This is a genomic window from Sphingomonas caeni (assembly GCF_026013415.1).
In the GTDB taxonomy this organism is placed as follows: Bacteria; Pseudomonadota; Alphaproteobacteria; order Sphingomonadales; family Sphingomonadaceae; genus Sphingomonas; species Sphingomonas caeni.
In genome coordinates this window covers 683,636-708,129 of record NZ_JAPDOK010000002.1, presented here as the reverse complement: position 1 = coordinate 708,129, position 24,494 = coordinate 683,636, and the positions used below count along the sequence as shown (strand labels likewise).

The window sequence follows — 24,494 nt, the reverse complement described above, 5'->3', positions numbered from 1 at the left end:
TGCTCGTGTATCAAACCTTAGAGGTGATGTCTAGAACATCAATAGTAATGTCATTACCACTAGCTTCACGCCGCAGCCATCATCGCCGCCCAGCGACTCCGCATCTCCGCCGGCCAGACTTCGGCGGGATTGTAGAACTCCGCGAACGCCTTCGCGCCCTCGGGCAGCGCCACCCAATTCTGCTTGGTCGAGGTGAAGATGTGCACGTCGGGCGGGCAGGCGTCGGGCTCGGCCATCGCGCCTACCCGCAGGAACGCCGCCTTGCGCCCCGCCCCCGGATAATGGCTCCACAAGGCGACCCGGCATGCCGGGCAGCGCGCAATCTCCTGCCCTTTGCCGCTCGCCGAAGGGGTCATCACCAGTTCGGGCTCGCCACTGACCTCAACCGCCGACCGCTCGACCACCGCGTTGAGCACGAAGGCGCTGCCGGTCTCGCGCTGGCACCAGCTGCAATGGCAGCAATGGACGATCATCGGCTCGGCGGTCAGCTTGTAGCTGACGGTCCCGCAGGCGCAGCGTCCCTCGATCATGCCGCCGCCCCCACGCCCGCGCGCGCAATCCGCGCCATCAATCCGGTCAGCGCCGCCGAGGCCGCCGCCGCGAACCACAAGGCGGTCCAGCCCCAGGCCGCCTGCGCGCCCGTCCCCAGGATCGCTCCCGCGACGAACCCCGCCCAGAGCAGGAGATGGGGCACCCACGCCCAGCGCTCGGCATCGCCCATCAGCGCGCCCGCGAGCTTCTGCCCCAGCTTGACCAGAGACCCGGTCAGATAGGTCAGCCCGAACGCCACCTCGCCGTCGCGGGTGAACACGCCATTCTCGGTCCCCATCGCCGCGGCGAGCAACAGCAGGACGATCGGCCCCGGCGAAACGGTCGCGGCCACCGCAGCGAGAACCAACAACAGGGTCACCGCCGCCATCACAGCTCCCTTGTCGTGCCGGGGCGCCGCGCGGACGATCACGCTCGACAGGATTACCCCGCTGACGAAGCTCAGCACCAGCGCGCCCGCGGTCAGCGCATTGCCCCAGGTCGCGCTCCCCAGGCTCACGCCCAGCCGGGTCGAATTGCCGCTCATGAACGAGGCGAAGAAACCGCCCAGACTGGTGAAGGCGAGGGCGTCGACAAAGCCGGCAAGCGCGGCAAGAGCGATGGCGGCGGCGGCGAGCGGGGGTTCGGTGCGATGCATGCGCCCTATTTAGACTTCCCGCCGGCGCCCGCCAGAGGCGAGTTTGACGGGGCATCTCAAGGTGTGCCACTCTCATAATACACCACGGGGAGATTCTTCATGCGCGGCGCTTTGTTCAGCCTGCTCGTTCTCATGCTCGTCGCGTCGCCCGCCGCCGCGCAGGACACCGCGCGGATGGAGGCGATCGTCCGCACCGATGCCGATCGCGGCGAGTTCATGGGCGCGGTGCTCGTCGCCCGCGACGGCGTGATCCTGTTCGACCGCGGCTATGGCTCGGCCAATCTCGAATGGAAGACCGCCAATGACGGCGACACCAAATTCCGCCTCGGTTCGCTGACCAAGCAGTTCACTGCGGTCTCGGTCCTGCTGCTCGTCGAGCGCGGCAAGCTCAGCCTCGACGCGCCGATCAAGACCTGGCTCCCCGATGCTCCCGCAGCGTGGGACAAGGTGACGATCCGCCACTTGCTCAGCCACACCGCGGGGGTCCCCAGCCTTACCGCGTTCCCGGACTATGAGCAGCTCAAGACGCTCCCGACAACGCTCGAAGCGGTCGTCGCGCGCTTCCGCGACAAGCCGCTCGAGTTCGAGCCGGGCGCCAAGTGGAGCTATTCCAATTCGGGCTATATCCTGCTCACCGCGATCATCGAGAAGGCGAGCGGACAGCGCTACGCCGATTTCCTCGCCGACAATATCTTCAAGCCGCTCGGTATGGCCGATAGCGGCTATGACAGCCACGCCGCGATCATCGCGCACCGCGCCTCGGGCTATTCGGCGGGCGCCAACGGCATGGTCAATGCCGACTATATCGAGATGGCGATCCCCCAGGGCGCGGGCGGGCTCTATTCGACCACGCACGACCTGCTCAGATGGCAGGCCGGCCTCTATGGCGGCAGGCTGCTCAAGCCCGCATCGCTCGCCGCGCTGACCACGCCGGTGATGAACAACTATGCGTTCGGGATCGGCGTGACGCGTGACGCCAGCGGAACCCTCTATGCCCACGGCGGCGGGATCGAGGGGTTCAACACCTGGCTCGGCTATGATCCCGAGCGCCATATCACCGTGGTGGTGCTCGCCAATCTCAGCGGCCGCGCGCCCAACCGGCTCGGCGCATCGCTGATGACGCTCGCGCGCGGCGGCACGGTGACGCTGGCGGCCGAGCGCGTCGAAGTCGCGCTGCCGCCCGAGGCGCTCGCCGCCTATGCCGGCACCTACGATGTCAGTCCCGAATTCAGCTTCGTCGTCCGGGTGGAGGGCGGCAGGCTGATCGTCCAGGCCACCGGCCAGGGCCCGCTCCTCCTCCACGCCGAAAAGCCCGACCATTTCTTCCTCAAGGAAGTCGACGCCCAGCTCGTCTTCCGCCGCGACGCCTCGGGGGCGATCGACGCGGTGACGCTCTTCCAGAATGGCCGCCAGACGCTGGCCAAGCGGCGCTGAAATCAATCCTCCCCTGGCCGGGGAGGATTGGTAACCCGATTTGACCTCCCGCCGCCAAGCTGAAACAGCGGCGCCATGGACCCGCTCGAAGCCGCCGCCCGCATCGGACCGATCCTGCCCTGGCTCGATCTGTTCGGCATTGCCGTCTTCGCCGCCACCGGCGCGCTGGCGGCGGCGCGGCGCGGGCTGACCTTCGTCACGCTCGCTTTTTTCGCGCTCGTCACCGGCGTCGGCGGGGGCACGATCCGCGATCTGCTGATCGATGCCCCGGTCTTCTGGATGCACGGCACCAGCGTGGCCGCGCTGTGCATGGGGGTCGCGCTCGCGGTGTGGTTCACCCCGCAGCGCTGGTGGACCGCGAGCGTGTTCGACTGGCTCGATGCCGCCGGGCTCGCTGCCTATGCCGCGTTCGGCGCGGCCAAGGCGCTCAGCTTCGGCGTGCCGCCGGTGCCCGCGATGGTGATGGGCGTGGTCACCGCCTGCTCGGGCGGGATCATCCGCGACATGCTCGCCGGCGAGCCCTCGATCCTGATGCGGCGCGAACTGTACGTCACCGCCGCCGCGCTCGCCGCCCTGCTCCAGGTCGGCCTCACCCTTGCCGGCCTGCCCGTCTTCGCCGCGGGCCTGATCGCCGCCACCGCCGGCTTCGCGCTGCGCGGTGCCGCGATCCACTGGAAGCTCGCGCTTCCCGCCTATCGCCGCAACTGACCATTCCCCGGCCTGCCCCGAGGAACGGGGTTGACTTGATTGATCGTTCAATCAACACTCGCGGCAACCCAAGGGGAGTCGATCATGCCGCGCGTCATCCTGTTGCTTCTGGCCCTGCTGGCCTTCGCCGCGCCCGCCCGCGCCGAGGACCGCATTCTCACCGAGGCCGACGGCACCCGCACGCTGATCCACGAGGCCTGGGTCCCCGCCGCGCCCGCTTCGGTGTGGCAATCGGTCAGCACCGCCCGGGGCTGGGAAGGCTGGGCGGTCGCCCATGCCTGGCTGACCGGAGACACGCTCGAGACGAGCTACGCCGCCGCGGCCAGGCCCGGCGACCCCGGCAATATCCAGCAGCGCATTCTCGCGCAGCTCCCCGGCCGCCTGCTCGTCTTCCGCAACGTCAAGACCCCGCCCGGCTTCCCCCACGCCGCGGCGTTCGGCCGCGTCACCCAGTTTCTCGAGCTGATCCCCGAAGACGGCGGCACGCGCGTCCGCCTGACCGGCACCGGCTATGCCGCAGGCGATGAGGGCGATGCGCTGCTCGGCTTCTTCCAGAAGGGCAACCGCTACACGCTCGACCTGCTCGCCGCGCGCTTCGGCACCGCTCCGCTCGACTTTCTCGTCGGCCATTGCTGGCGCGGTACCCTGCCCAATGGCGACCGCAACGATCATTGCTTCGAGCGCGCCGAGGGCGCTGTCCGCGACCGCCACCAGGTCTTCCGCGCCGACAGGCAGGTCTATGGCGGCGAGACCATCTATGCCTGGGACGGCGCCGCGCGGCAGCTCCGCTTCACCTATACCGGCATGGACGGCGGGGTGATGAAGGGCAGCGTCCGCCAGGACGGGCAGGGCCTCGATTTCGGCACCAGTGACTGGGTCGGCACCGACGGCACCCGCATCGCCCTCTCGACCCGCTGGGTCCGCGTCGCATCCGACAGCTACGAGGCGCGCGACACCTCGCCCAACCCGCATTTCAACCGCACCACGCGTTACACGCGAGTCGATTAGTCTTTCCGTTCGTGCTGAGTAGGGACTGAGCTTGTCGAAGGCCCGTATCGAAGCACCGTGAGCCTCAGCTCCTTCGATACGCGCTTTCGATACGCTCCTGCGGAGCTACTCAATCGCTCCTCAGGACGAACGGAAAGAAGTCACGCCCGAACGACGCCCACCTCGCTGAACGGACGCGGTTCCACCGGCGGCACGCTCGGCTCGTTGAGCTCGCATTGCCAGATGCCGACATCGATCCAGCGGCCATGCTTGTACCCCACCTCGCGGTACACGCCGGTGCGCCGGAACCCCACCGACTCGTGCAGCGTGATCGAGGCGTCGTTGGGCAGCGCGATCCCGCCGATCGCATGGACGAAGCCCTGGGCGCGCAGCGTATCGATCAGCGCCTCGTAGAGCAGCCGCCCGGCCCCCTGCCGCTGCGCGGTATCGGCGATGTAGATCGAGGTCTCGACGGCATAGCGATAGGCCGGCCGCTCGCGGAACTTGCCGGCATAGGCATAGCCGATCACCCCGCTCTCATCGCCCTCGCCCGTCGTTGCGACGATCCACGGATAAAGGCCGTCGCTCGCCGCCATCCGCGTGCGCATCGCCCGCGCATCGGGCGGCTCTGTCTCGAACGAGACGGTGCCGGTCAGCACGTGCGGCGCATAGATCGCGGCGATCGCGGCGGCGTCTTCCGGCGTCGCAGCCCGAATCCCGATCATCTACCGATCATCCGAGGATGCGTGCGAGTAGCAGCTGAATCAGGCTGCGATCCTCGGCGCGCGGCGCGGCCGGGGCGAGCCCCGCGCATTCGAGGCAGCGCACCTGCACCGATCCGCCCATCGCGATCCGCCGTGCATCGCCCACCGCTTGGAAGAAGGTCGCGCGTTGCGCCTCGGCGATCCGCGCATAGGCGTCGGGCCCGCCCGGGCTGTCGGCCCAATCGTCATTGTCATCGTCGCGGAACAGCGCGCCGAGGAAGTTCTTCCAGCCGCTCGGCGCCTTTTCGAAAAAGACCGGATGCACCTTGGCCGGGTCGAGCTTGGCGCGCTTGGCGGCCTCGGCAATCGCATCGTCGAGCCCGCCGAACCGGTCGACCAGCCCCAGCTGGTGCGCGGTCCCGCCGATCCAGACACGGCCCTGGCCGATCTCGTCGACCTGCGCCACCGTCTTGTGGCGCGAGCTCGCGACCAGCCCGGTGAAACGCGCATAGCCCTGCTCGATCACCGATTGCAGCACCCGGTCGGTCACCTCGTTGGTCCCGCCCATCACATCGGGCTGGCCGCTGAGCGGCGTGGTCTTCACCCCGTCGGTGGTCACGCCCACCTTGGCGAGCGTCTTCTCGAAGGTCGGGATCATCCCGAAAATGCCGATCGATCCGGTGATCGTGTTGGGCTCGGCGAAGATCACGTCGCCCGGCGTCGACACCCAATAGCCGCCGCTCGCGGCAAGCCCGCCCATCGAGACCACGACGGGGAGCCCTTGCTCCTTGGCCTGCAGGATCGCCTGGCGGATCTGCTCCGACGCGAGCACCGAACCGCCCGGCGAATCGACGCGCACCACCAGCGCCTTCAAACGATGCTTGGCCAGCCCGTCGAGCAGCAACTTGCTCACCGTCTCGCCCGCCGCAACCCCCGGCCCGGCCTTGCCGTCGACGATCTCGCCGGCGACCGTGATCACCCCGATCGCATCGCCGCCGCGTGGGCTTGGATTGGCCTCGATATAGTCGCTGAGCTTGATCGCCCGGAAGCTGCCCGCGCGCTTCTCGTCGCGCTTGCCGGCGAGTTCCGCCACGCGGCTGCCGAAGGCCAGCCGGTCGCCCTTGCGGTCGACCAGTCCCATGGCGAGATTGGCATCGGCCAGGTCGCCCTTCGACGCCGCGACGACTTCGTCGGGCTTGGTCAGATAATCGTCGATCCTCGCCTTGGGCCGCGCCTTGACGACGGCCTCCTTCCACTGGCCGAAGATCGCGGCATACATCGCCTCATTGGCCTCGCGCGCCTCGGGCGACATGTCGGCCCGCGTATAGGGCTCGACCGCCGACTTGAACTTGCCGACCTTGTAGACGTGGACATTGACCCCGAGCTTGTCCATCAGCCCGCGATAATAGAGCCGGTTGCCCCCCGGCCCCGCGAACAGGGTGCCGCCGAACGGATGCACCCAGACCTCGCTGGCATTGGCCGCGATCAGATAGCTCGAATCGGTATAGGCGGTCGCATAGGCGAGCACCTTCTTGCCGCTCGCGCGGACCCGGCCGACCGCCGCCGCGACTTCGGAGATCACCGCCGGATAGCCCCCCGCGAACCGGTCGAGATCGAGCACCACGACCTTCACCCGGCTGTCCTTGATCGAGGCGTCAAGCGCGCGGACCACGTCGCGCAGCCGATGCTGGCGCATCACCTCGCTGCCGCCGCCGATGCCCGCAAAGGGATCGGCCTCTTCGGGCTGCTCGACCACCTGGCCGTCGAGCGACACCACCAGCGCGCCCTCGCGGATCACCGTGTTGGGCTTGGCCTGCATCGCCATGAACAGGAAGCTGAAGAACAGCAGCATGAAGACCAGGACGAGCGCGTCCTTGATCCCGACCAATATCTTCCAGGCGCCCTTGATCAGATTCACGGCTCGCTCCTTGCGGCGACAATAACCTCCCCTAGGTAAGGGAGCATGACCCCGGAGTAAACGGCGTGTGTTATTCCGGCAAAACAGAGCGGTCCCGCCCCGGGATGCTCCTGTCCCGCAACCGGGGCGGCGCAGCGAAAAATGCTTGCCGGGGGGCGTTGACGAAGCAGGGGTGCGACCGCATATGAGCGCCCGTTAGCACTCACGTCAAATGAGTGCTAAAAGGGACCACTCACTCACTTAGAAGGATCCGGCAATGAACTTTCGTCCGTTGCACGACCGCGTTCTCGTTCGCCGCGTAGAGGCTGAAGAGAAGACCGCCGGCGGCATCATCATCCCCGACACCGCCAAGGAAAAGCCCCAGGAGGGCGAAGTCGTCGCCGCCGGCAACGGCGCCAAGTCGGAAGACGGCAAGGTCACCCCGCTCGACGTCAAGGCCGGCGACCGCATCCTGTTCGGCAAATGGTCGGGCACCGAGGTCAAGGTGAATGGTGAGGACCTCCTCATCATGAAGGAATCGGACATTCTGGGGATCGTGGGCTGATTGCCTGACCCCGGTTCGGTGCTCCTGCGGAAGCAGGAGCCCAGAGCCAAGTATCCAGAAACCTGGGCTCCTGCTTTCGCAGGAGCACTAGACAAGAGGAATAGCCAAGATGGCAGCCAAGGACGTAAAATTCAGCCGCGACGCGCGTGAGCGCATCCTGCGCGGCGTCGATATCCTCGCCGATGCGGTGAAGGTCACGCTGGGCCCCAAGGGCCGCAACGTCGTGATCGACAAGTCGTTCGGTGCGCCCCGCATCACCAAGGACGGCGTCACCGTCGCCAAGGAAATCGAACTCAAGGACAAGTTCGAGAATATGGGCGCGCAGATGGTCCGCGAGGTCGCCTCGAAGACCAACGACGTCGCCGGCGACGGCACCACCACCGCCACCGTGCTCGCCCAGGCGATCGTGCGTGAGGGCATGAAGTCGGTCGCGGCCGGCATGAACCCGATGGACTTGAAGCGCGGCATCGATCTCGCGGTCATCAAGGTCGTCGAGGACATCCAGTCGCGCTCGAAGCCCGTCTCGGGCACCAACGAGATCGCCCAGGTCGGCATCATCTCGGCCAATGGCGACACCGTCGTCGGCGAGAAGATCGCCGAGGCGATGGAGAAGGTCGGCAAGGAAGGCGTGATCACCGTCGAAGAGGCGAAGGGTCTCGAATTCGAGCTCGACGTCGTCGAGGGCATGCAGTTCGACCGCGGCTACCTCTCGCCCTATTTCATCACCAACCCGGACAAGATGACGGTCGAACTCGCCGATCCGTACATCCTGATCCATGAGAAGAAGCTGTCGAACCTGCAGGCGATGCTCCCGATCCTGGAAGCCGTCGTCCAGTCGGGCCGTCCGCTCCTGATCATCGCCGAGGATATCGAGGGCGAGGCGCTCGCCACGCTCGTCGTCAACAAGCTGCGCGGCGGCCTCAAGGTCGCGGCCGTCAAGGCGCCGGGCTTCGGCGACCGCCGCAAGGCGATGCTCGAGGACATCGCGATCCTCACCAAGGGCGAAGTCATCTCCGAGGATCTCGGCATCAAGCTCGAGAGCGTCACGCTCGGCATGCTCGGCACCGCCAAGCGCGTCTCGATCGACAAGGACAACACCACCATCGTCGATGGTGCGGGTGAAGCCGATGCGATCAAGGGCCGCACCGACGCGATCCGCCAGCAGATCGAGAACACCACCAGCGATTACGACCGCGAGAAGCTCCAGGAGCGCCTCGCCAAGCTCGCCGGCGGCGTTGCGGTGATCAAAGTCGGCGGCGCTTCGGAAATCGAGGTCAAGGAGCGCAAGGACCGCGTCGACGACGCGCTTCACGCGACCCGCGCCGCAGTCGAGGAAGGCATCGTCCCCGGTGGCGGCACCGCACTCCTCTATGCGACCAAGGCGCTCGACGGCCTGAAGGGCGCCAATGAGGACCAGACCCGCGGCGTGGACATCGTCCGCAAGTCGCTGACCTCGCTGGTCCGCCAGATCGCGGCCAATGCCGGCCATGACGGCGCGGTGGTTTCGGGCAAGCTGCTCGACCAGAGCGACACCTCGTTCGGCTTCAACGCCGCGACCGACGTGTACGAGAACCTGGTCGCCGCCGGCGTGATCGACCCCACCAAGGTCGTCCGCACCGCGCTCCAGAACGCGGCCTCGGTCGCCGGCCTGCTGATCACGACCGAAGCGGCCGTGAGCGAGCTGCCGGAAGACAAGCCGGCAATGCCGATGGGCGGCGGCGGCATGGGCGGCATGGGGGGCATGGACTTTTAAGTCCTGACCCTCGGCCACCGGTCGAACCCAATGGAAGGGGCCGGCGGAGCAATCCGCCGGCCTTTTTCATTCTCCCTCTCCCATTGGGAGAGGGAAGGGGCCCGCGCCGAAGGCGTGGGAAGGGTGAGGGTGACGCAAGAGCCGAGAGATCGCCCTCACCCTTCCGCCGACTTCGTCGGCTCCCTCCCTCTCCCAGTGGGAGAGGGATTTAAGCCAGATAATCCGGCTTCACCCCCGCCTCGTCCCAATAACGCTTGAGCCCCAGCTCCGCGACGATCGGATCGAACCGCGCATCACGCCGCATCGCCGCGGTCGAGGGCATGAACAGCAGGTGCGTCCGCCGCGCATTCTGCGGCGTGAAGCCTCCCTGCAGCGGCGGGAACCGCGCCTCGCCGGTCCGGAACCCCCGCGCGAAATAATAGGCCTGGGCCAGCTCGAACGCCGTATCGATCCGACCCAGCGTCACCGCGAACTGCATCGCATTCTCGGCGAACCCTGCCCCGCGATGCGCCGCCGCGACATTGGCCGCGAGCGCCTTGTCGATGTCCGCCGCCTTGCGCGACACCGCCGCCTCGGCGACGACCATCACGATCTCGATATTCTCGCGCGGCACGTCCTGCGGCCGCCCCGCCAGGTTGCGCCCCTGCGCCAGCGCCTGGTCCGCGCGGCCGGTATGGAGCAGCAGGTAGAAGCGGGTGAACCATACCGCGAGATCGGTCGGGTAGAGCGCGTAGACCTGCTCGATCGCCCGGTCGGCCTCGGCAAGCCGGTCTGCCGCCCACAGGGCCTGCACCCGCTCGTAGAGCGTTCCCACCGAGGGCGGCGCGCTGAGCAGCGCCTGGTCGTAGAGCCGCGCCGCCTCGCGGCACCGGCCGACGCTCATCATCAGCCCGGCGAGCGCCCCGAGCATCAGGTCCTGATGCGGATACGCCGCGACCGCGGCCCTCAGCGCCCGCTCCATCGCGATCTGGTTGCCCTGCCGGGTCAGCAGCATCGTCATCCCGGCGCGCGCCATCGCATTGCCGGGATCGAGCTGCTCCGCCCGCGCCGCCGCGGCGCGGGCAAGCGCTGCGAACGGCCTGAACGAGGGCGGCCCGCGCCACTTGCCCGCGACGACATAGGCGCAGGCGAGCATCCCCCAGCCATCGGCATAATCGGGGCGCACATCGACGACATGGCGCAGCAGATTGATCGCGCGGGTATAGCTGCGGTCATTCTGCTCGCGCATCGCCGCCATCCCCTGGTCGACGAACGGCGCAACCTCGGCAGGCACCGCGTGGCGGTCGCGCGAGCCCCACCAGGCCAGCCCCGATGCCGCCGCGATCCCCAGCGCCGCCCCGCCGCCGATCAGCGCGCGCCGGTTCAGCCTCGGCGGTGCCACCTCCACCGGCGGCGCGGGCGGCGCCCCGTCGACCAGCAGCCGATAGCCGACCTTGGTGACCGTCTCGATCTCGAACCCGCCCCCGCAAAACTCCTGCGCGGTACGGCGCAGGCGCGAGATGACGCGGTTGATCGCGTCCTCGCCGATCACCCGCCCCTCCCAGCAGCGCCGCGTCAGCATGTCGCGCGTCACCACCCCGCCGCCTGCCTCGGCCAGCGCGATCAGCACCTGCATCATGCGCGGCTCGATCACCTGCTCGGCCCCGTCCGCGCGCCGCAGCGTCCGGAGCGACGGCAGCACCAGCACCCCGCCGAGCCGCTGCTCGCCCGCCTCGCCCAGATCGATCCGCTGCCCTTCCAACCCGATTTTTCCCGCACCGTTCACAAGGGGATCAGCTTTGCCCCAACGGCTGAACGTCACATGTATCGCCGCGGCATCGGCTCTTTATCGGCAATCGATCAGGTCTAGCGCTTGACCGGCGTGGGAGTCGGGCGCGGTACGTTGGTCAGCGGAACCCGCGTCGGCCGGGGCGTCAGGGTCGGCCTGGGTGTCGGCGTCGGGCGCGGGGTGAAGCGCGGTATGGGCGTCGGCCTTGGCGTGAACCGCGGCGTCGGGGTCGGCCGGGGCGTTACGCGCGGCGTCGGGGTGGGCCGCGGCGTGAACCTCGGACTTGGCGTCGGCGTCGGCTTGGGCGTGAATCTGGGGCTCGGCATAGGCCGCGGCGTCAAGGTCGGCCGCGGCGTCGGACGCGGCGTCGCCTTGGGCGATGGCGTCGGCATGGGCTTTGCCGTCGGTGTCGGCCGCGGGCTCGGCGACACGCTCGGCCTGGGCGACGGCTTCGCGCTCGGCGAGGGCGAAGGTGTGGGCGTCGGCGCCACCTGGAGCGGCGTCGGGCTGGCCTCGGGCGGCGGCACCATCATCCGCGACCGCGCCGGCGGCAGCGGCTCGCCGCCCAGCCCCGGCGGCGAGGCCAGCCCGGCAATCTCGGTACGCAGCGCGGTCCACACCATCACCGGCCCGATCGGCGGCGCGCCCTTGCGGCGGAAGAACAGGGCCTGGCCCGGAACATCGAGCGTGATCCGCTGCCCCGATCCATCGACATCGATCGCCCCGTCGGTCAGCAGGATCAGCGTCGCGCTGGTCGCATCGCCGCCATCGGGCACGAAGCTCGCATCGATCCGCCGGAACAGCGCCTCCGCCTCGGGCCCGATCACGCCGTTGATCCCGGTCCCGCGCATCCCGATCGCCGCCACCGGCGTGTTCACCACCGGCTTTTGCGGATCGGGATGGAGCGCCCGGCCCGAGACGAAGCGGAACGCCCCGCGCTGGAACGCGACCGACAGGCTGCTCGAATTGCGGCCGGGGTCATAGACGAAACTGTCGACCCGCGCGCTCGCGCTCGCGCCCAGGCTGAAGAAGGTGGCATCGGCAAGCTGGATGCGGATCGCCCCGTCGGTCCCGGTCTCGAGCACGTCGCCAAGATAAATTGACTCGGTCAGCCGTGCGACGCTCGCCACGCCCTTCTGGTGTGCGATCGTTGCGGCGGGATCGACCGCGATTGTCGTCCCGATCGACAAATCCTTCGCCTGCGACGTGACCTGCACGTTCTGCAACAGCAGCACCGCGATCGCCCCCGCCGCCGCGAAGATCAGCGCCACCGCGAACAGCCAGAACCTGCCCATCTCCGCTCTCCCCGCCTGACCCGCCGACCATGCCCCAGCGCGCCGCGCGACGCCAGCGTATCGATCGCGCACCAACTCGTCCCTGAATCGAGGCGTCTCAGGTCAATAAGTCACTTCCCATTCAGGGCGAAGCCTCTCAGATTGCGCCATCCAAATCCGCGCCGAGTCCATCGGCGCCATCCGGGGAAGCCATCATGACCGAACTCACCCGCCGCGAAGCGCTCGCCGCCGCCGCGCTCACCAGCCTCGTCGCGGCGATGCCCGCCTGGGCGCAGGACGCCGCCAGGGACAAGGCGCTGTGGGACCTCACCGAAATCTACCCCAACGACGCCGCTTGGGACGAGGCGCGCAAGGCGACGCTCGCCCGCATCCCCGAAATCGCCAAATATAAGGGCCGGCTCGGCGAGAGCGCCGATGTCCTCGCCGAGGCGCTCGTCCTCCAGTCCGATCTCGGCAAGACGATCGCACGCGTCTATGTCTATGCCAGCCTCAAGGGCGACGAGGATGTCCGCGTCTCTTCCTATCAGGAAAAGGGCTCGCAGGCCGGCGACCTCTACACCGCGTTCGGCGAGGCGAGCGCCTGGTTCTCGCCCGAGCTGCTGACGCTCGGCGCGGACAAGATCAACGCCTTCGTCGCCGCGAACGCCACGCTCAAGACGCGCTTCGATTTCGCGCTCGCCAACGTCATCCGCGAGGCCGAGCATACGCTCAATGCCGATGCCGAGCGCGTCCTCGCGCTCGCGGGCAATCCGCTCCAGGCGCCGGGCGACGTTTCGGGCCAGCTGCGCTCGTCGGACATCCCCTGGCCGACGGTCAAGCTCTCGACCGGCAAGGAAGTCCGGCTCGATTCGCAGGGCTATACCGCCAATCGCGACGCCCCCAACCGCGACGACCGCAAGCTCGTCTTCGACAGCTTCTGGACCGCGCACGGCAAGTTCCAGAACTCATTCGGCGCGACCTACAATGCCAAGGTTCAGGGCGACATCTTCTACGCCAAGGCGCGCAAATATCCCTCGTCGCTCGCCAGCGCGCTGTCGGGCAACAACATCCCCGAGGCGGTCTATCGCACGCTGGTGGCCGAGGCGAATGCCGGCCTGCCCCAGCTCCACCGCTATTTCGAGCTGCGCAGGCGGATCCTGAAGCTCCCCGATATCGGCTATTGGGACATTTATCCGCCGCTGGTCGCGCTCGACAAGCCGTTCACGCTCGATCAGATGCGCACCACCACGCTCGCCGCGGTGATGCCGCTCGGCCCCGACTATCAGGCGCGCATCGCCAAGGCCACCGCCGCCAAATGGATGGATCCCTGGCCGCGCCAGGGCAAGCGCCCGGGGGCGTACATGAACCCCGGCGCGTACGACGTGCACCCCTATCTGCTGCTCAACCTCAGCGAGAAATATGACGGGCTGAGCACCTATGCCCATGAATGGGGCCATGCGCTCCACTCGCTGCTGGCGAACAGCAGCCAGGTCTATGAAAAGGCCGATTATCCGATCTTCCTCGCCGAGATCGCCTCGACGCTGAACGAGGATCTGCTCGCGGCCTATATGCTCAAGAACGCCAAGACCAAGGAGGAGAAGCTCTTCTACCTCGGCATGCAGATGGAGAATATCCGCGGCACCTTCTTCCGCCAGACGATGTTCGCCGAGTTCGAGCTCAAGGCGCACGATCTGGCCGAGGCGGGCGAGGGGCTTTCGGGCAAGAAGTTCACCGAGGTCTATTTCGACCTGCTCAAGCGCTACCACGGCCCGAACGTGAAGATGGAAGACGCCTACGGCAACGAATGGGCGTATATCCCGCACTTCTACAACAGCTTCTACGTCTATCAGTATGCGACCTGCATCTCGGCCGCGGGCTTCTTCGCGCGCGCGATCCTCAAGGGCGGGCCCAAGGAGCGCGACAATTACCTCTCGGTGCTCAAGGCGGGCGGATCGGACTATCCGGTCGAGATCCTCAAGCGCGCGGGCCTCGATATGACCACCCCGGCCCCGTACCAAGCGCTGATCGCTAACTTCAAGGACACGCTGGATCAGGCGGAAGCGCTGCTGGGCTGAGGTCTTCTGTTCCTCCCTCGCAGGGCACCTGCGGGGGAGGTGGCAGCGAAGCTGACGGAGGGGGAACACGCCATCCTCTGGCGCAATGCTCGCGGTGAAACCCCCTCCACCACCGCTTCGCGGCGGTCCCCCTCCCCCCCTGCGCGAGGGAGGAATATTAGGAAGCCTCACCCTCCAGCATCCCCCGCATCCAGTCGTCGACCACCACGTCGATCACCAGATGCACCCGGTCCGCGTCGCCGCGGTTCGCCACGCTGTGCGGATCGGCGAGGCGGAGATACCAGGCCTCGCCCGGCAGCATCGTCACGGGCACGCGGTTGAGCTCGAACGCGACGCCGTCATTGGTCACCACCGGCACATGGATCCGCGCGACGCCATCCTCGGCGGCGAGATCATTGTCGCGATGTTCCTTGATCACCGAACCCGGGGTCAGCCGCATCAGCCGCACGCTCGTCACCGGGCAGTGGAACGCCGCGATCACCTGGGCGAAATAGGGGGTCCGTTCGAGGAACGGGGTATCGACGAAATCGGTCGCCCCCGGTGGCGAATAGATCATCTGGATCGGATGCGTCGCCCCCGCTGGCGCGCGCAGCGGCAGCGCGCTCCAGTCGCCCTCGTAATTCGCCTTCACGAAATGCGCGACCCAATCGGTCCCGTCGAGCGCCGCCAGGTCGCCGGCCAGCCGCGCCGGATCGAAGGCGAGCGGCAGCCGCATGCGATCGGGATATCGGGCGCAAGGTTCCGGGTGGGTCGCCATGCCCCGGACCCTATCCGCCACGACCGCGATTGCAATGCGCGCGCCGCCCGGCGATGGAGGGCGATGACCGACTTGCCCCTGCTCGACGTCTTCCGCGCCGCGGTGATGGCCGATCCCGCCGCGCAACAGATGCTCGCCGAGCTGCGCGACCCGGAAGCCTTTATCGCAAAGGGAATCGAGTGGGCCAATGCGCGCGGCATCGCGCTCACCCCGGCCGATCTCGCCGGCGCGCGGCCCGATCCGCTCGCGATCCACGGCTTCGCGCCGCCGCCGCAATCGGGCGCCGCATGGCCGCCGCGCCAATGGCTGCCCGCGCGCTGCGCGATCGAGGCGGGGTTCGCGATCGACTGGTATCATTATGCCGCCGCGCCGCTCGCCGAGCCCTTCTTCGCCGACACGCGCAACCGCGCCGGCATGCGCCCGTTCAACCAGCTCTTCCGTTACCGCACCCAGTTCGGCGACTTCATCCAGGCCGATCGCGAGGGCGCGCTCCAGCCCGACGGCTTCATCTTCCACATGTCGCGTTGCGGCTCGACCCTGGTGTCGCAGATGCTCGCCGCGCTGCCCGGCACGATCGTCGTGTCGGAGGCAGACATGCTCGACATGATCGTCCAGCTGCCGCTGCTGGCGCAGGGCGTTTCGAATGAACTCCATATCGACGCGCTCCGCGCGGTGGTCGCCGCGCTCGGCCGCGACCGCAGCGGCACCTCGCAACGCTATTTCATCAAGCTCGACAGCTGGCACACGCTCGCTTTGCCCCTGTTCCGTCAGGCCTTCCCCGACGTGCCCTGGATTTTCCTCTACCGCGAGCCGGTCGAGGTGCTCGTCTCGCAGGAGCGGATGCGCGGCACCCAGACCGCACCCGGCGTGCTCCCGCCCCAGATCTTCGGCTTCACCGAGGCGGAGATGAGCCTGCCCGACGTCGATTACATCGCCCGCGTGCTCGCACGGACCTGCTCGGCGGTGACCGATCAATGGGAGTTGGGCGGCGGGCTGGCGGTCGATTATCGTGAGCTTCCGGATGCGATGCTCACCCGCATCCTCCCCCATTTCGGGATCGACCCGGCGCCCGGGGAGCGCGCCCTGCTCGACGCCGCCTCGGGCCGCGATGCCAAGGCGCCCGACACCGGCTTCAAGCCCGACAGCGCCAGGAAGCGCGAGGAAGCCGGCCCCGCCACCCGCGCCGCCGCCGAGCGGCACATGGCGGCGGTTCACGCCCGGCTTCAGGCGCTCAACGTTTCATGGCATCGATCAGCTTCTTGACGTCCTGGCTGCGCCCGCGCGGCACCACCAGGATGTCGTCGCCATGCGCGACGACGATCAGGTCTGATACCCCCAGCACCGCGACGCGCTTGCCCGCGCCGCTATGGACGAGGCTGTTGACCGATTCGAGCAGCACCACATCGCCCGTGCAGGCATTGCTCGCGGCGTCGCAGTCGCTGATCGCGTGGAGCGCGTCCCAGCTGCCGACATCGCTCCAGCCCATCGCGACGGGCACCACCGCGACCTTCTCGGCCTTCTCCATCACCGCATAATCGATCGAATCCGACGGCGAGGCGGCAAAGGCCTCCGCATCGGGATGGATGCGCGCGCCCTCGCGGCGGGCGCCCGCCATCGCCGCGCGCACCGCGGCCAGCATCGCCGGCGCGTGCTCGCCCAGCGCCTCCAGGAACACATCCGCGCGGAACAGGAAGATTCCCCCGTTCCACGCATGGTCGCCCGAGGCCAGCATCGCCTCGGCCGCTTCGAGCGGCGGCTTCTCGACGAAGCGCGCGACCCGATTCACCCCCGGCGCCACGCTCTCGCCCACCTTGATCCAGCCATATCCCGTCTCGGGGCTTTCGGGCGTGATCCCGAAGGTCACCAGCCACCCCGCCTCGACCATCGGCAGCGCCGCATGGATCGCGCGGCGGAAGGCCTCGGGATCGGCGATGACATGGTCCGACGGCATCACCAGCAGCGGATCGCTCCCGCCCCCCGCCGCCAACGCGGCGAGCGCGATCGCGGGGGCGGTGTTGCGCCCCACGGGCTCGAGGATCAGCGCCTGCGCGTCGTGCGCGATCTCGCCCAGCTGTTCCTCGACCATATCGGCATGCGCGGCATTGGCCACCACGATCGGCGCCGCGAAGCGTTCGTCCCCGCCGGTCCGCCGCGCGGTCAGCTGGAGCATCGTCTCCTCTGCGGTCAGCGCGAGCAATTGCTTGGGCCGTTCGGGCCGCGACACCGGCCAGAGTCGCGTCCCCGATCCGCCCGACAGGATGACGGGGATGATCGGCTTCGATTCCGGCATGCGCTTGGGCCCTCCTGACGGCCTCAATGGTGGTGATTGCCCGGCGCGTCAAACGGCTCGGCACCGCGTGAGTTGCGCCCCCTCCCGTCAAAATTCCGACACCACCCACTATGTCGGGTTTGTTTACACATCGGCGCTATTCCAGCTGCGTCATGATCCGGCTGTTCAAGCATTATGTCCCCAATGCCGTGCTGCTGCTCGGCGTGCTGGACGTCGTCCTGCTGGTCCTCGCGGGCGAGCTCGGCTGGACGCTGCGCGTGAGCCAGCTCGGCTCGCTCCCCGGCGCGATCTACACCCGCCTGCCCCAGCTGATCAGCTTCGCGGTGGTGCTGGAGACCGCGATGATCTCGGTCGGGGTCTATGGCGCCGACGCGCTCCAGTCGCTCCGCTATGCCACCGCGCGGCTGATCGTCGCGATCTCGCTCGGCGTGATCCTGCTCAGCGCCGTCTATTTCCTCGTGCCCCAGCTCACCTTGTGGCGCTCGAACCTGCTCTACGCGATGGGCATTTCGATCGTCTCGCTGGTTTTCCTGCGCATCCTGCTCGGCAAGGCGCTGGGCAGCCAGGCGTTCAAGCGGCGCATCGTCGTGCTCGGCGCGGGCACCCGCGCGCAGCGGCTCAAGGACCTCTCCAAGACCCCGGGATCGGCCTTCGTCGTTGTCGGCTATATCTCGATGAGCGAGGCCAACCGCGTCATCCCCGAGGCGATCGCGCGCGACGCCATCTACAATCTCGCCGACCATGTCGTCGTGCTCAACGCCAGCGAAGTCGTGCTCGCGCTCGAGGAGCGCCGCAACGCGCTCCCGCTCAAGGACCTGCTGCGGATCAAGACCACCGGGGTCCATGTCAACGAGATCTCGACCTTTCTCGAGCGCGAGACCGGCCGCGTCGATCTCGACAGCGTCAGCCCCTCCTGGCTGATCTTCTCGGACGGCTTCTCGTCGGGCCGGATGCTGTCGAGCATGTTCAAGCGGCTGTTCGACATCACCGCCAGCCTGCTCCTGCTCGTCCTCGCCCTCCCGCTCATCGTGCTGGGCGCGATCGCCGTGAGGCTCGATTCGAAGGGCCCCGCATTCTACCGCCAGCGCCGCGTCGGCCTGTACGGCACCGGCTTCGACATCATCAAATTGCGCTCGATGAAGATCGACGCCGAAGTCGCGGGCCAGGCGGTCTGGGCCGAGAAGGATGATCCGCGCATCACCCGGGTCGGCCGCATCATCCGCAAGCTGCGCATCGACGAGCTGCCGCAGTGCTGGAGCGTGCTCAAGGGCGAGATGAGCTTCGTGGGCCCGCGCCCCGAGCGTCCCCAATTCGTCGAGGACCTCGAACAGAAGCTCAATTACTATGCCGAGCGTCACATGGTGAAGCCGGGCATCACCGGCTGGGCGCAGATCAACTATCCCTATGGCGCGTCGATCGAGGATGCGCGCCAGAAGCTCGAATACGACCTCTATTACGCCAAGAATTACTCGCCCTTCCTCGACATATTGATCCTGATGCAGACGCTGCGCGTCGTCCTCTTCCCCGAGGGTGCGCGGTGATCGCGACGCTGACGATCTGGACGCACGCGCTCGCCGCCTTGCTGTTCGGCGCGCTCGCCTTGTGGGCGTGGCAGCGCAAGGAGGGCGGCGTGCCGCGCCGCCCGCTCGCCTTCGCGCTCGGCATGACCGCGCTCTGGGCGCTCTCGGTCGCGGGGATCGGCGGGGCGGAGACCGGCACGCGCATCGCCGAAGCGCTGCGCAATCTCAGCTGGCTCGGCTTCATGATCCTGCTCCACCGGCGCGACGGCAATGTCCGCCCGCCGGTCGCGCTCGGCACCGTCTATGGCGTGGTCGCGTTGGTCTCGGTCGCGTCGGTCGTGCTCCATCTGTTCGGCTCGGCACCGCCGGTTAGCGACGATATTCTCACCGCCGCGCTGCTGCTGCGCATGCTCGTCGCGGTCGCGGCGCTGGTGCTGGTCCGCGCGCTCTACACCGCGATCGAGGGCTCGCCCGCCGGCCTGCGCTGGATCGTGCTGGCGCTGGGCGGCCTCTGGTTCCTCGACTTCAACGTCCTCACCGCCGCCTATCTCACCGCCGGCTGGCCGCAGGAGCTGATCGCGCTGCGCGGCTTCGGGGTGATCGTCGTCGCCGCGGCGATGGCGGGCGCGCTCAACCGCAAGGACGACTGGAACGTCCAGGTCTCGCGCACCGTCGCCTATCAGTCGATGTCCCTGGTCGCGGTCGGCGCCTATTTCGCGTTGCTCGCGCTCGCCTCCAGCGCGATCGCCACGGTCGGCGGCGAGAATGCCCGCGTCCTCCAGACCGCCTTCGTGTTCGGCTCGACCGCCGCGATCCTGACGCTCGTCTCCTCGACCTGGCTGCGTGCCTGGGCGAAGGTCAAGCTCGCCAAGCATTTCTTCCGCCACCGCTATGACTATCGCGCCGAATGGATGCGCTTCACCGAGACCCTTGGTGCTCCCGGCGGGACGGCTGCGCTCGACGAACGCATCGTCAAGGCGATGGCGGACCTGACCGATTCGCCCGCGGGCGTGCTGCTCGTGCCCGAGGGCAATGGGCTCGGCATGGGCAGTGCCTGGAACTGGGACCGCGACGCCGCAGGCCCCGCCGATGCCGCGCTCGCGCTGCACCTCGCCGCCACCGGCCGCATCCTCGATCTCGACATGCTGCGCACCGAGGAAAGCGTCGAGGCCGCGCTGGTCCCGCAATGGATGCTCGATCACGAACAGGCCTGGGTGCTCGTGCCGCTGCCGCATCTCGATGCGCTCGCGGGCGCGATCCTGCTCGCGCGCCCGCCGGTCCGCCGCCCGCTCGACTGGGAGGATTTCGACCTGTTGAAGGTCGCGGGCCGCCAGGCCGCGTCGTACCTCGCCGAAACGCGCGCGCAGGAAGCGCTCGCCGACGCCCAGCGCTTCGACGAGTTCAACCGCCGCTTCGCCTTCATCCTCCACGACATCAAGAATCTGGTGAGCCAGCTGACCCTGACCGCGCGCAATGCCGAGCGCCATGCCGACAAGCCCGAATTCCGCGCCGACATGGTCGAGACGCTCAGGGATTCGGCCGACAAGATGACCGCGCTGCTTGCCCGCCTGTCGCAGACCGGCCCGCGCCGCGCCGAGGGACTGCGGGCCGTCGAGATCGTGCCGCTGGTCGAGCGCCTCGTCGTCGCCCGCCGCGGCCAGCACCCGCTCTCCACCGCCGGCGCGCGCGACGCGATCGCGCTCGCCGATCCGGCGGCGCTCGAACAGGTCCTCGGCCATCTCATCCAGAATGCGATCGATGCCAGCCTGCCGCACGAGCCCGTCACGCTCGCGGTCGCCGCCGATGGCCCCGACGTCACGATCGAGGTGATCGACAAGGGCTGCGGCATGTCCGCCGCCTTCATCCGCGACCGGCTGTTCAAGCCTTTCGTCTCGTCCAAGCCCGGCGGATTCGGCATCGGCGCCTATGAGGCACGCGCGCTCGCCACGGCGATGGAGGGCCGGATCGAGGTCAGCTCGCAGGAGGGCCGCGGCAGCCGCTTCCGCCTGATCCTCAAGGCCGCGCACGCCGCCGACGTCCAGACGGAGCGCGCGGCATGAGCGACACCCGCCAGCTTCCCAAGCTCCTCATCATCGAGGACGATGCCGGGCTCCAGCGCCAGCTGCGCTGGGCCTATGACGGCTATGAGATCCTCACCGCCTCGACCCGCGAGGAAGCCATTGCCGCGCTCCGCGCCGAGGAGCCGCCCGTGGTCACGCTCGATCTCGGCCTGCCGCCCGATCCCGACGGTACCACCGAAGGCTTCGCCACGCTCGAGACGATCCTGTCGCTGCGTCCCGATACCAAGGTGATCGTCGCCTCGGGCCATGGCGCGCACGAATCGATGCTCCGCGCGATCGCGCTCGGCGCCTGGGATTTCTACCAGAAGCCGATCGATATCGACGCGCTCGGCCTGATCGTCGCGCGCGCCTTTCACGTCCATCGGCTCGAAGCCGAGAATCGGCGCCTGGCCGAACGCGTCGAGGCCGGCGCGGTGCTCGGCGGGATGATCACCGGGTCGCCTGAGATGCTCAAGGTCACCCGCACCATCGAGCGCGTCGCCGCGGCGGACGTCTCGGTGATGCTGCTCGGCGCGAGCGGCACCGGCAAGGAATTGCTCGCCCGCGGCCTCCATGAAAGCTCGCCCCGCCGCAAGGGCGCGTTCGTCGCGATCAACTGCGCTGCCATTCCCGAGACTTTGCTCGAATCCGAGCTGTTCGGGCATGAGAAGGGCGCCTTCACCGGCGCGGTGAAGACCACCGAGGGCAAGATCGAGCAGGCGCATGGCGGTACGCTCTTCCTCGACGAGATCGGCGACGTGCCCTTGCCCCTCCAGGTCAAGCTCCTCCGCTTCCTCCAGGAGCGCGTGATCGAGCGGATCGGCGGCCGCAAGGCCATCGAGGTCGATACCCGCATCGTCTGCGCCACCCATCAGGATATCGACGCGATGGTCGCGGACAATCGCTTCCGCGAAGACCTCTACTACCGCCTCGCCGAGATCGTCGTCCGCATCCCCTCGCTCGCCGAGCGCCCGGGCGATGCCGGCCTGCTCGCGCGCCATTTCCTCAAGAAATATGCGACGAGCATGAACATGGGCGTCCGCAATTTCGCCCCCGACGCGCTCGCCGCGATCGATGCCTGGGGCTGGCCCGGCAATGTCCGCGAGCTCGAGAACCGGGTGAAGCGCGCGGTGATCATGGCTGACGGCAAGTCGGTCAGCGCCGCCGATCTCGATCTCGAATCGGCCGAGCAGGATGCGCTGCCGATCAACCTCAAGGCCGCGCGCGAGACCGCCGACCGCAAGGCGATCCGCCACGCGCTCGCCCGCGCCGAGGGCAACATCTCCGGCACCGCGCGCCTGCTCGGGATCAGCCGCCCCACCCTCTACGATCTGATGAAGGCCTATGACCTCCAGCCGTAAATCGCGCCGCAGCCGCAAGCCGATCATCCGGCGTGCCTTGGTCGCCCTGGGCGCGCTGGGTGCGTTCGGGATCGCGCTCTATGCCTTTTTCGTCCTCTCGCCGGTCCGCCTCGATCCCGCCGCCTCGCACGCCTCGGTCGAGAAGGCGATGGCGCAGCTGAAGCAGGGCAATGCCAGCGCCGCGCGCCAGTCCGCGCTCGACGCGGTGCGCAGCGACCCCAATTCCGCCGACGCCCATCTCCTGCTCGCGCGCACCCAGCTCCAGCTCGGCGAGGGCGTCGCCGCCGAGGCCGAGATCAAGCGCGCCAACGATGCCGGGGTCGACCCCAAGCTGACCCATCACCTGCTCGGCGACGCGCTGCAGCTTCAGGGGCAGAATGAGAAGGCGATCGACGAGGTCGAGAAGACCGATCCCAAATTCCGCAACTATGGCCTGCGCATCCGCGCCCGCGCGATGACCGCGCTCGGCAATTATGCCGATGCCAAGGAATGCCTCGAGGAAGCCGCGCGCATCGCCCCCAGGGACGGCGATGTCTGGACCGATATCGGCCGCTTCCGCTTCACCGTGGGCGACATTTCGGGCGCGATCGCCGCCTCGCAGCGCGCGGTCGAGCTCGACGGCGACAATGTCGACGCGCTCGAGCTGCGCGGCGAGCTGGTCCGCACCCAGTACGGCCTGGTCGCCGCACTCCCCTGGTTCGAGCGCGCACTCGCCCGCGATCCCTGGCATCACGACACGCTGATCGAATATGCCGCGACCCTCGGCGATGCCGGCCGCACCAACGACATGCTCGCCGCCACGCGCAAGGCGCTCGAAGCCAAGCCGGGCAGCCCGCAGGCCTTTTATCTCCAGGCGGTGCTCGCCGCGCGCGCGGGCAATTACGATCTCGCCCGCACCCTCGCCGAAAAGACCGGCGGGACGATCGATACGCTCCCCGGCATGCTGCTGCTCACCGGCACGCTCGACCTTCAGGAGGGCGATACCGAACAGGCGCTGGGCAAGCTCCAGGCGCTGGTCGCCCAGCAACCGATGAACATCACCGCGCGCAAGCTGCTCGCCGTCGCGCTCCTGCGCAGCGACGCCGCGCGCAACGCGCTCGACGTCCTCCGCCCGGTGGCGCTGCGCGGCGATGCCGACAGCTACACCCTCACCCTCGTCGCCCGCGGCTTCGAGCGGATCGGCGACCGCGACATCGCCGCGCGCTTCCTCGATCGCGCCGCCTTCCCCGGCCGCGGCGGCTCGGGCGCTTTCTCGGCGGACGACAGCCTCGCCATCCTCGGCGCCCCCGCGCAGGAACGCCCCAACGATCCGACGGCGGTGATTCCTTTGGTCCGCGGGCTGGTCGAGGCGGGCAATAGCGGTGCCGCGCTCGCCCGCGCCCAGCAAATGGTCAGCGACAATCCCGGCGTCCCCGGGGCCTATGTGCTGCTCGGCGACGTGCTGATGGTGCAGGGCCGCAGCGGCGACGCCGCTACCGCCTACAAGCAGGCCGCCGACCTTCGCTTCGACGAGCCGACCATGCTCCGCCTGGTCGAGGCACTCGGTGACGCCGGCCGCCGCGGCGAGGCCTCGCAGACGCTCGCGCTGTTCCTGTCGCAGAACCCGGTCAACCTCGCGGCCTTGCGCATCTCGGCGCATTGGCAGCTGGTGAGCGGCGACTACGACGCCGCGATCGTCACGCTCGAGGGGCTCCACGACCGCATCGGCGACGGCGACGCCGCGCTCAACGCCGATCTCGCCACCGCCTATGCCGGCGCGGGCGAGGCCGAGACGGCGCGGCAATATGGCGAGGCCGCCTATGCCCTCGCCCCCGGCAACCCGGCCGCCGCTGACTCCTATGGCTGGGCGCTCTACCAGTCCGGCGACGATCAGGGCGCGCTCGAACTGCTCCAGAAAGCGGTGCTTCTCGCCCCGCGCCACTCGGGCCTGCGCTGGCACCTCGCGCAGATCTACGCCGAGATGAAGCGCCCGAACGAGGCACGCGCGCACCTCCAGGCCGCGCTGGCGGACCCGCTCTTCGCGGACCGCGGTGCGGCGCAGGTGCTGCTGGGGAAGCTGGGCTAGGAAAAATTCCTCCCCGGAACGGGGAGGGGGACCGCGCCCGAAGGGCGTGGTGGAGGGGGCTCTCCCCACTGGAATCCCTTGCCTCACTCC

The 24,494-nt window shown here is 68.4% G+C and carries 19 protein-coding genes; 11 read left to right on the top strand and 8 right to left on the bottom strand.

Annotation, left to right across the window (positions count from 1 at the left end):
- Positions 1-65: 65 nt before the first annotated feature.
- Together OF829_RS08170 and OF829_RS08165 are read right to left on the bottom strand one after the other, a co-directional pair.
- Positions 66-530 carry a GFA family protein gene (locus OF829_RS08170; protein ID WP_264939489.1) on the bottom strand — a complete coding sequence of 155 codons (465 nt, stop codon included), beginning with the start codon at positions 528-530 and terminating at the stop codon, positions 66-68.
- Positions 527-1,186 (bottom strand): YoaK family protein, encoded by a 660-nt coding sequence (locus tag OF829_RS08165; RefSeq protein WP_264939488.1) that lies wholly within the window; start codon positions 1,184-1,186, stop codon positions 527-529. Before OF829_RS08165 ends, OF829_RS08170 begins: the two co-directional genes overlap by 4 nt.
- Before the next feature lie 99 nt (positions 1,187-1,285).
- On the opposite strand from OF829_RS08165, the gene OF829_RS08160 reads away from it, so the two are divergent.
- The 3 genes from OF829_RS08160 to OF829_RS08150 all read left to right on the top strand — a co-directional run bounded on the left by OF829_RS08160 (position 1,286) and on the right by OF829_RS08150 (position 4,336).
- Positions 1,286-2,620 carry a serine hydrolase gene (locus OF829_RS08160; RefSeq protein ID WP_264939487.1) on the top strand — a complete coding sequence of 445 codons (1,335 nt, stop codon included), beginning with the start codon at positions 1,286-1,288 and terminating at the stop codon, positions 2,618-2,620.
- A gap of 75 nt (positions 2,621-2,695) precedes the next feature.
- Positions 2,696-3,328, top strand: coding sequence for a trimeric intracellular cation channel family protein (locus OF829_RS08155; protein ID WP_264939486.1), 633 nt, complete (start codon positions 2,696-2,698; stop codon positions 3,326-3,328).
- 84 nt (positions 3,329-3,412) lie between these two features.
- Positions 3,413-4,336, top strand: a complete 924-nt coding sequence (locus OF829_RS08150; RefSeq protein ID WP_264939485.1) for an SRPBCC family protein — start codon at positions 3,413-3,415, stop codon at positions 4,334-4,336.
- Positions 4,337-4,476: 140 nt separating this feature from the next.
- Here the strand turns inward: OF829_RS08150 and OF829_RS08145 are convergent, their stop codons facing one another.
- Positions 4,477-5,040, bottom strand: a complete 564-nt coding sequence (locus tag OF829_RS08145) for an arsinothricin resistance N-acetyltransferase ArsN1 family B (RefSeq protein ID WP_264939484.1) — start codon at positions 5,038-5,040, stop codon at positions 4,477-4,479.
- A 7-nt stretch (positions 5,041-5,047) separates the two neighbouring features.
- Complete coding sequence (sppA, locus tag OF829_RS08140; RefSeq protein ID WP_264939483.1) at positions 5,048-6,937, bottom strand: signal peptide peptidase SppA; 1,890 nt, start codon at positions 6,935-6,937, stop codon at positions 5,048-5,050.
- A 256-nt stretch (positions 6,938-7,193) separates the two neighbouring features.
- Between sppA and groES the strand changes: the two genes are divergently transcribed.
- Positions 7,194-7,481, top strand: a complete 288-nt coding sequence (groES, locus tag OF829_RS08135; RefSeq protein ID WP_264939482.1) for a co-chaperone GroES — start codon at positions 7,194-7,196, stop codon at positions 7,479-7,481.
- Positions 7,482-7,590: 109 nt separating this feature from the next.
- A complete protein-coding gene (groL, locus tag OF829_RS08130; RefSeq protein ID WP_264939481.1) occupies positions 7,591-9,234 on the top strand; it encodes a chaperonin GroEL in 1,644 nt (547 codons plus the stop codon).
- Positions 9,235-9,442: 208 nt separating this feature from the next.
- On the opposite strand, the gene OF829_RS08125 is transcribed toward groL, so the two are convergent.
- Both OF829_RS08125 and OF829_RS08120 read right to left on the bottom strand, forming a co-directional pair.
- Positions 9,443-10,975, bottom strand: a complete 1,533-nt coding sequence (locus OF829_RS08125) for a winged helix-turn-helix domain-containing protein (RefSeq protein ID WP_264939480.1) — start codon at positions 10,973-10,975, stop codon at positions 9,443-9,445.
- 104 nt (positions 10,976-11,079) lie between these two features.
- Positions 11,080-12,297, bottom strand: coding sequence for a FecR family protein (locus OF829_RS08120; protein ID WP_264939479.1), 1,218 nt, complete (start codon positions 12,295-12,297; stop codon positions 11,080-11,082).
- 194 nt (positions 12,298-12,491) lie between these two features.
- Here OF829_RS08120 and pepF point away from each other — a divergent pair, with 194 nt between their 5' ends.
- Positions 12,492-14,351, top strand: coding sequence for an oligoendopeptidase F (pepF, locus tag OF829_RS08115; protein WP_264939478.1), 1,860 nt, complete (start codon positions 12,492-12,494; stop codon positions 14,349-14,351).
- 157 nt (positions 14,352-14,508) lie between these two features.
- On the opposite strand, the gene OF829_RS08110 is transcribed toward pepF, so the two are convergent.
- Positions 14,509-15,108, bottom strand: a complete 600-nt coding sequence (locus OF829_RS08110) for an aspartyl/asparaginyl beta-hydroxylase domain-containing protein (RefSeq protein WP_264939477.1) — start codon at positions 15,106-15,108, stop codon at positions 14,509-14,511.
- A 63-nt stretch (positions 15,109-15,171) separates the two neighbouring features.
- Here OF829_RS08110 and OF829_RS08105 point away from each other — a divergent pair, with 63 nt between their 5' ends.
- Positions 15,172-16,371 (top strand): sulfotransferase family protein, encoded by a 1,200-nt coding sequence (locus OF829_RS08105; RefSeq protein WP_264939476.1) that lies wholly within the window; start codon positions 15,172-15,174, stop codon positions 16,369-16,371.
- Here OF829_RS08105 and OF829_RS08100 read toward each other — a convergent pair.
- Entirely contained in the window at positions 16,340-17,398 is a 1,059-nt protein-coding gene (locus OF829_RS08100) for a mannose-1-phosphate guanylyltransferase/mannose-6-phosphate isomerase (protein ID WP_264939475.1), read from the bottom strand. The genes OF829_RS08105 and OF829_RS08100 overlap by 32 nt on opposite strands.
- A 152-nt stretch (positions 17,399-17,550) precedes the next feature.
- Between OF829_RS08100 and OF829_RS08095 the strand changes: the two genes are divergently transcribed.
- Genes OF829_RS08095 through OF829_RS08080 form a run of 4 tightly spaced genes read left to right on the top strand, consistent with a single transcriptional unit; the run spans position 17,551 to position 24,404 of the window.
- Complete coding sequence (locus OF829_RS08095) at positions 17,551-18,939, top strand: TIGR03013 family XrtA/PEP-CTERM system glycosyltransferase (protein ID WP_264939474.1); 1,389 nt, start codon at positions 17,551-17,553, stop codon at positions 18,937-18,939.
- On the top strand, positions 18,936-20,978 hold the full coding sequence (prsK, locus tag OF829_RS08090; protein ID WP_264939473.1) for an XrtA/PEP-CTERM system histidine kinase PrsK: 2,043 nt from the start codon (positions 18,936-18,938) through the stop codon (positions 20,976-20,978). Before OF829_RS08095 ends, prsK begins: the two co-directional genes overlap by 4 nt.
- A complete protein-coding gene (prsR, locus tag OF829_RS08085) occupies positions 20,975-22,339 on the top strand; it encodes a PEP-CTERM-box response regulator transcription factor (protein ID WP_264939472.1) in 1,365 nt (454 codons plus the stop codon). Before prsK ends, prsR begins: the two co-directional genes overlap by 4 nt.
- Positions 22,323-24,404 carry a tetratricopeptide repeat protein gene (locus tag OF829_RS08080; protein ID WP_264939471.1) on the top strand — a complete coding sequence of 694 codons (2,082 nt, stop codon included), beginning with the start codon at positions 22,323-22,325 and terminating at the stop codon, positions 24,402-24,404. The genes prsR and OF829_RS08080 overlap by 17 nt, the downstream gene beginning before the upstream one ends.
- Positions 24,405-24,494 lie beyond the last annotated feature (90 nt).

Bases quoted from the DNA above. Each gene is read 5' to 3' on its own strand.
- OF829_RS08145 (WP_264939484.1), bottom strand. From the start codon at position 5,040: ATGATCGGGATTCGGGCTGCGACGCCGGAAGACGCCGCCGCGATCGCC.
- prsR (WP_264939472.1), top strand. From the start codon at position 20,975: ATGAGCGACACCCGCCAGCTTCCCAAGCTCCTCATCATCGAGGACGAT.
- OF829_RS08080 (WP_264939471.1), top strand. From the start codon at position 22,323: ATGACCTCCAGCCGTAAATCGCGCCGCAGCCGCAAGCCGATCATCCGG.
- OF829_RS08160 (WP_264939487.1), top strand. From the start codon at position 1,286: ATGCGCGGCGCTTTGTTCAGCCTGCTCGTTCTCATGCTCGTCGCGTCG.
- OF829_RS08120 (WP_264939479.1), bottom strand. From the start codon at position 12,297: ATGGGCAGGTTCTGGCTGTTCGCGGTGGCGCTGATCTTCGCGGCGGCG.
- OF829_RS08155 (WP_264939486.1), top strand. From the start codon at position 2,696: ATGGACCCGCTCGAAGCCGCCGCCCGCATCGGACCGATCCTGCCCTGG.
- OF829_RS08100 (WP_264939475.1), bottom strand. From the start codon at position 17,398: ATGCCGGAATCGAAGCCGATCATCCCCGTCATCCTGTCGGGCGGATCG.
- OF829_RS08110 (WP_264939477.1), bottom strand. From the start codon at position 15,108: ATGGCGACCCACCCGGAACCTTGCGCCCGATATCCCGATCGCATGCGG.
- groL (WP_264939481.1), top strand. From the start codon at position 7,591: ATGGCAGCCAAGGACGTAAAATTCAGCCGCGACGCGCGTGAGCGCATC.
- OF829_RS08095 (WP_264939474.1), top strand. From the start codon at position 17,551: ATGATCCGGCTGTTCAAGCATTATGTCCCCAATGCCGTGCTGCTGCTC.
- pepF (WP_264939478.1), top strand. From the start codon at position 12,492: ATGACCGAACTCACCCGCCGCGAAGCGCTCGCCGCCGCCGCGCTCACC.
- OF829_RS08170 (WP_264939489.1), bottom strand. From the start codon at position 530: ATGATCGAGGGACGCTGCGCCTGCGGGACCGTCAGCTACAAGCTGACC.
- groES (WP_264939482.1), top strand. From the start codon at position 7,194: ATGAACTTTCGTCCGTTGCACGACCGCGTTCTCGTTCGCCGCGTAGAG.
- OF829_RS08150 (WP_264939485.1), top strand. From the start codon at position 3,413: ATGCCGCGCGTCATCCTGTTGCTTCTGGCCCTGCTGGCCTTCGCCGCG.
- OF829_RS08105 (WP_264939476.1), top strand. From the start codon at position 15,172: ATGACCGACTTGCCCCTGCTCGACGTCTTCCGCGCCGCGGTGATGGCC.
- OF829_RS08165 (WP_264939488.1), bottom strand. From the start codon at position 1,186: ATGCATCGCACCGAACCCCCGCTCGCCGCCGCCGCCATCGCTCTTGCC.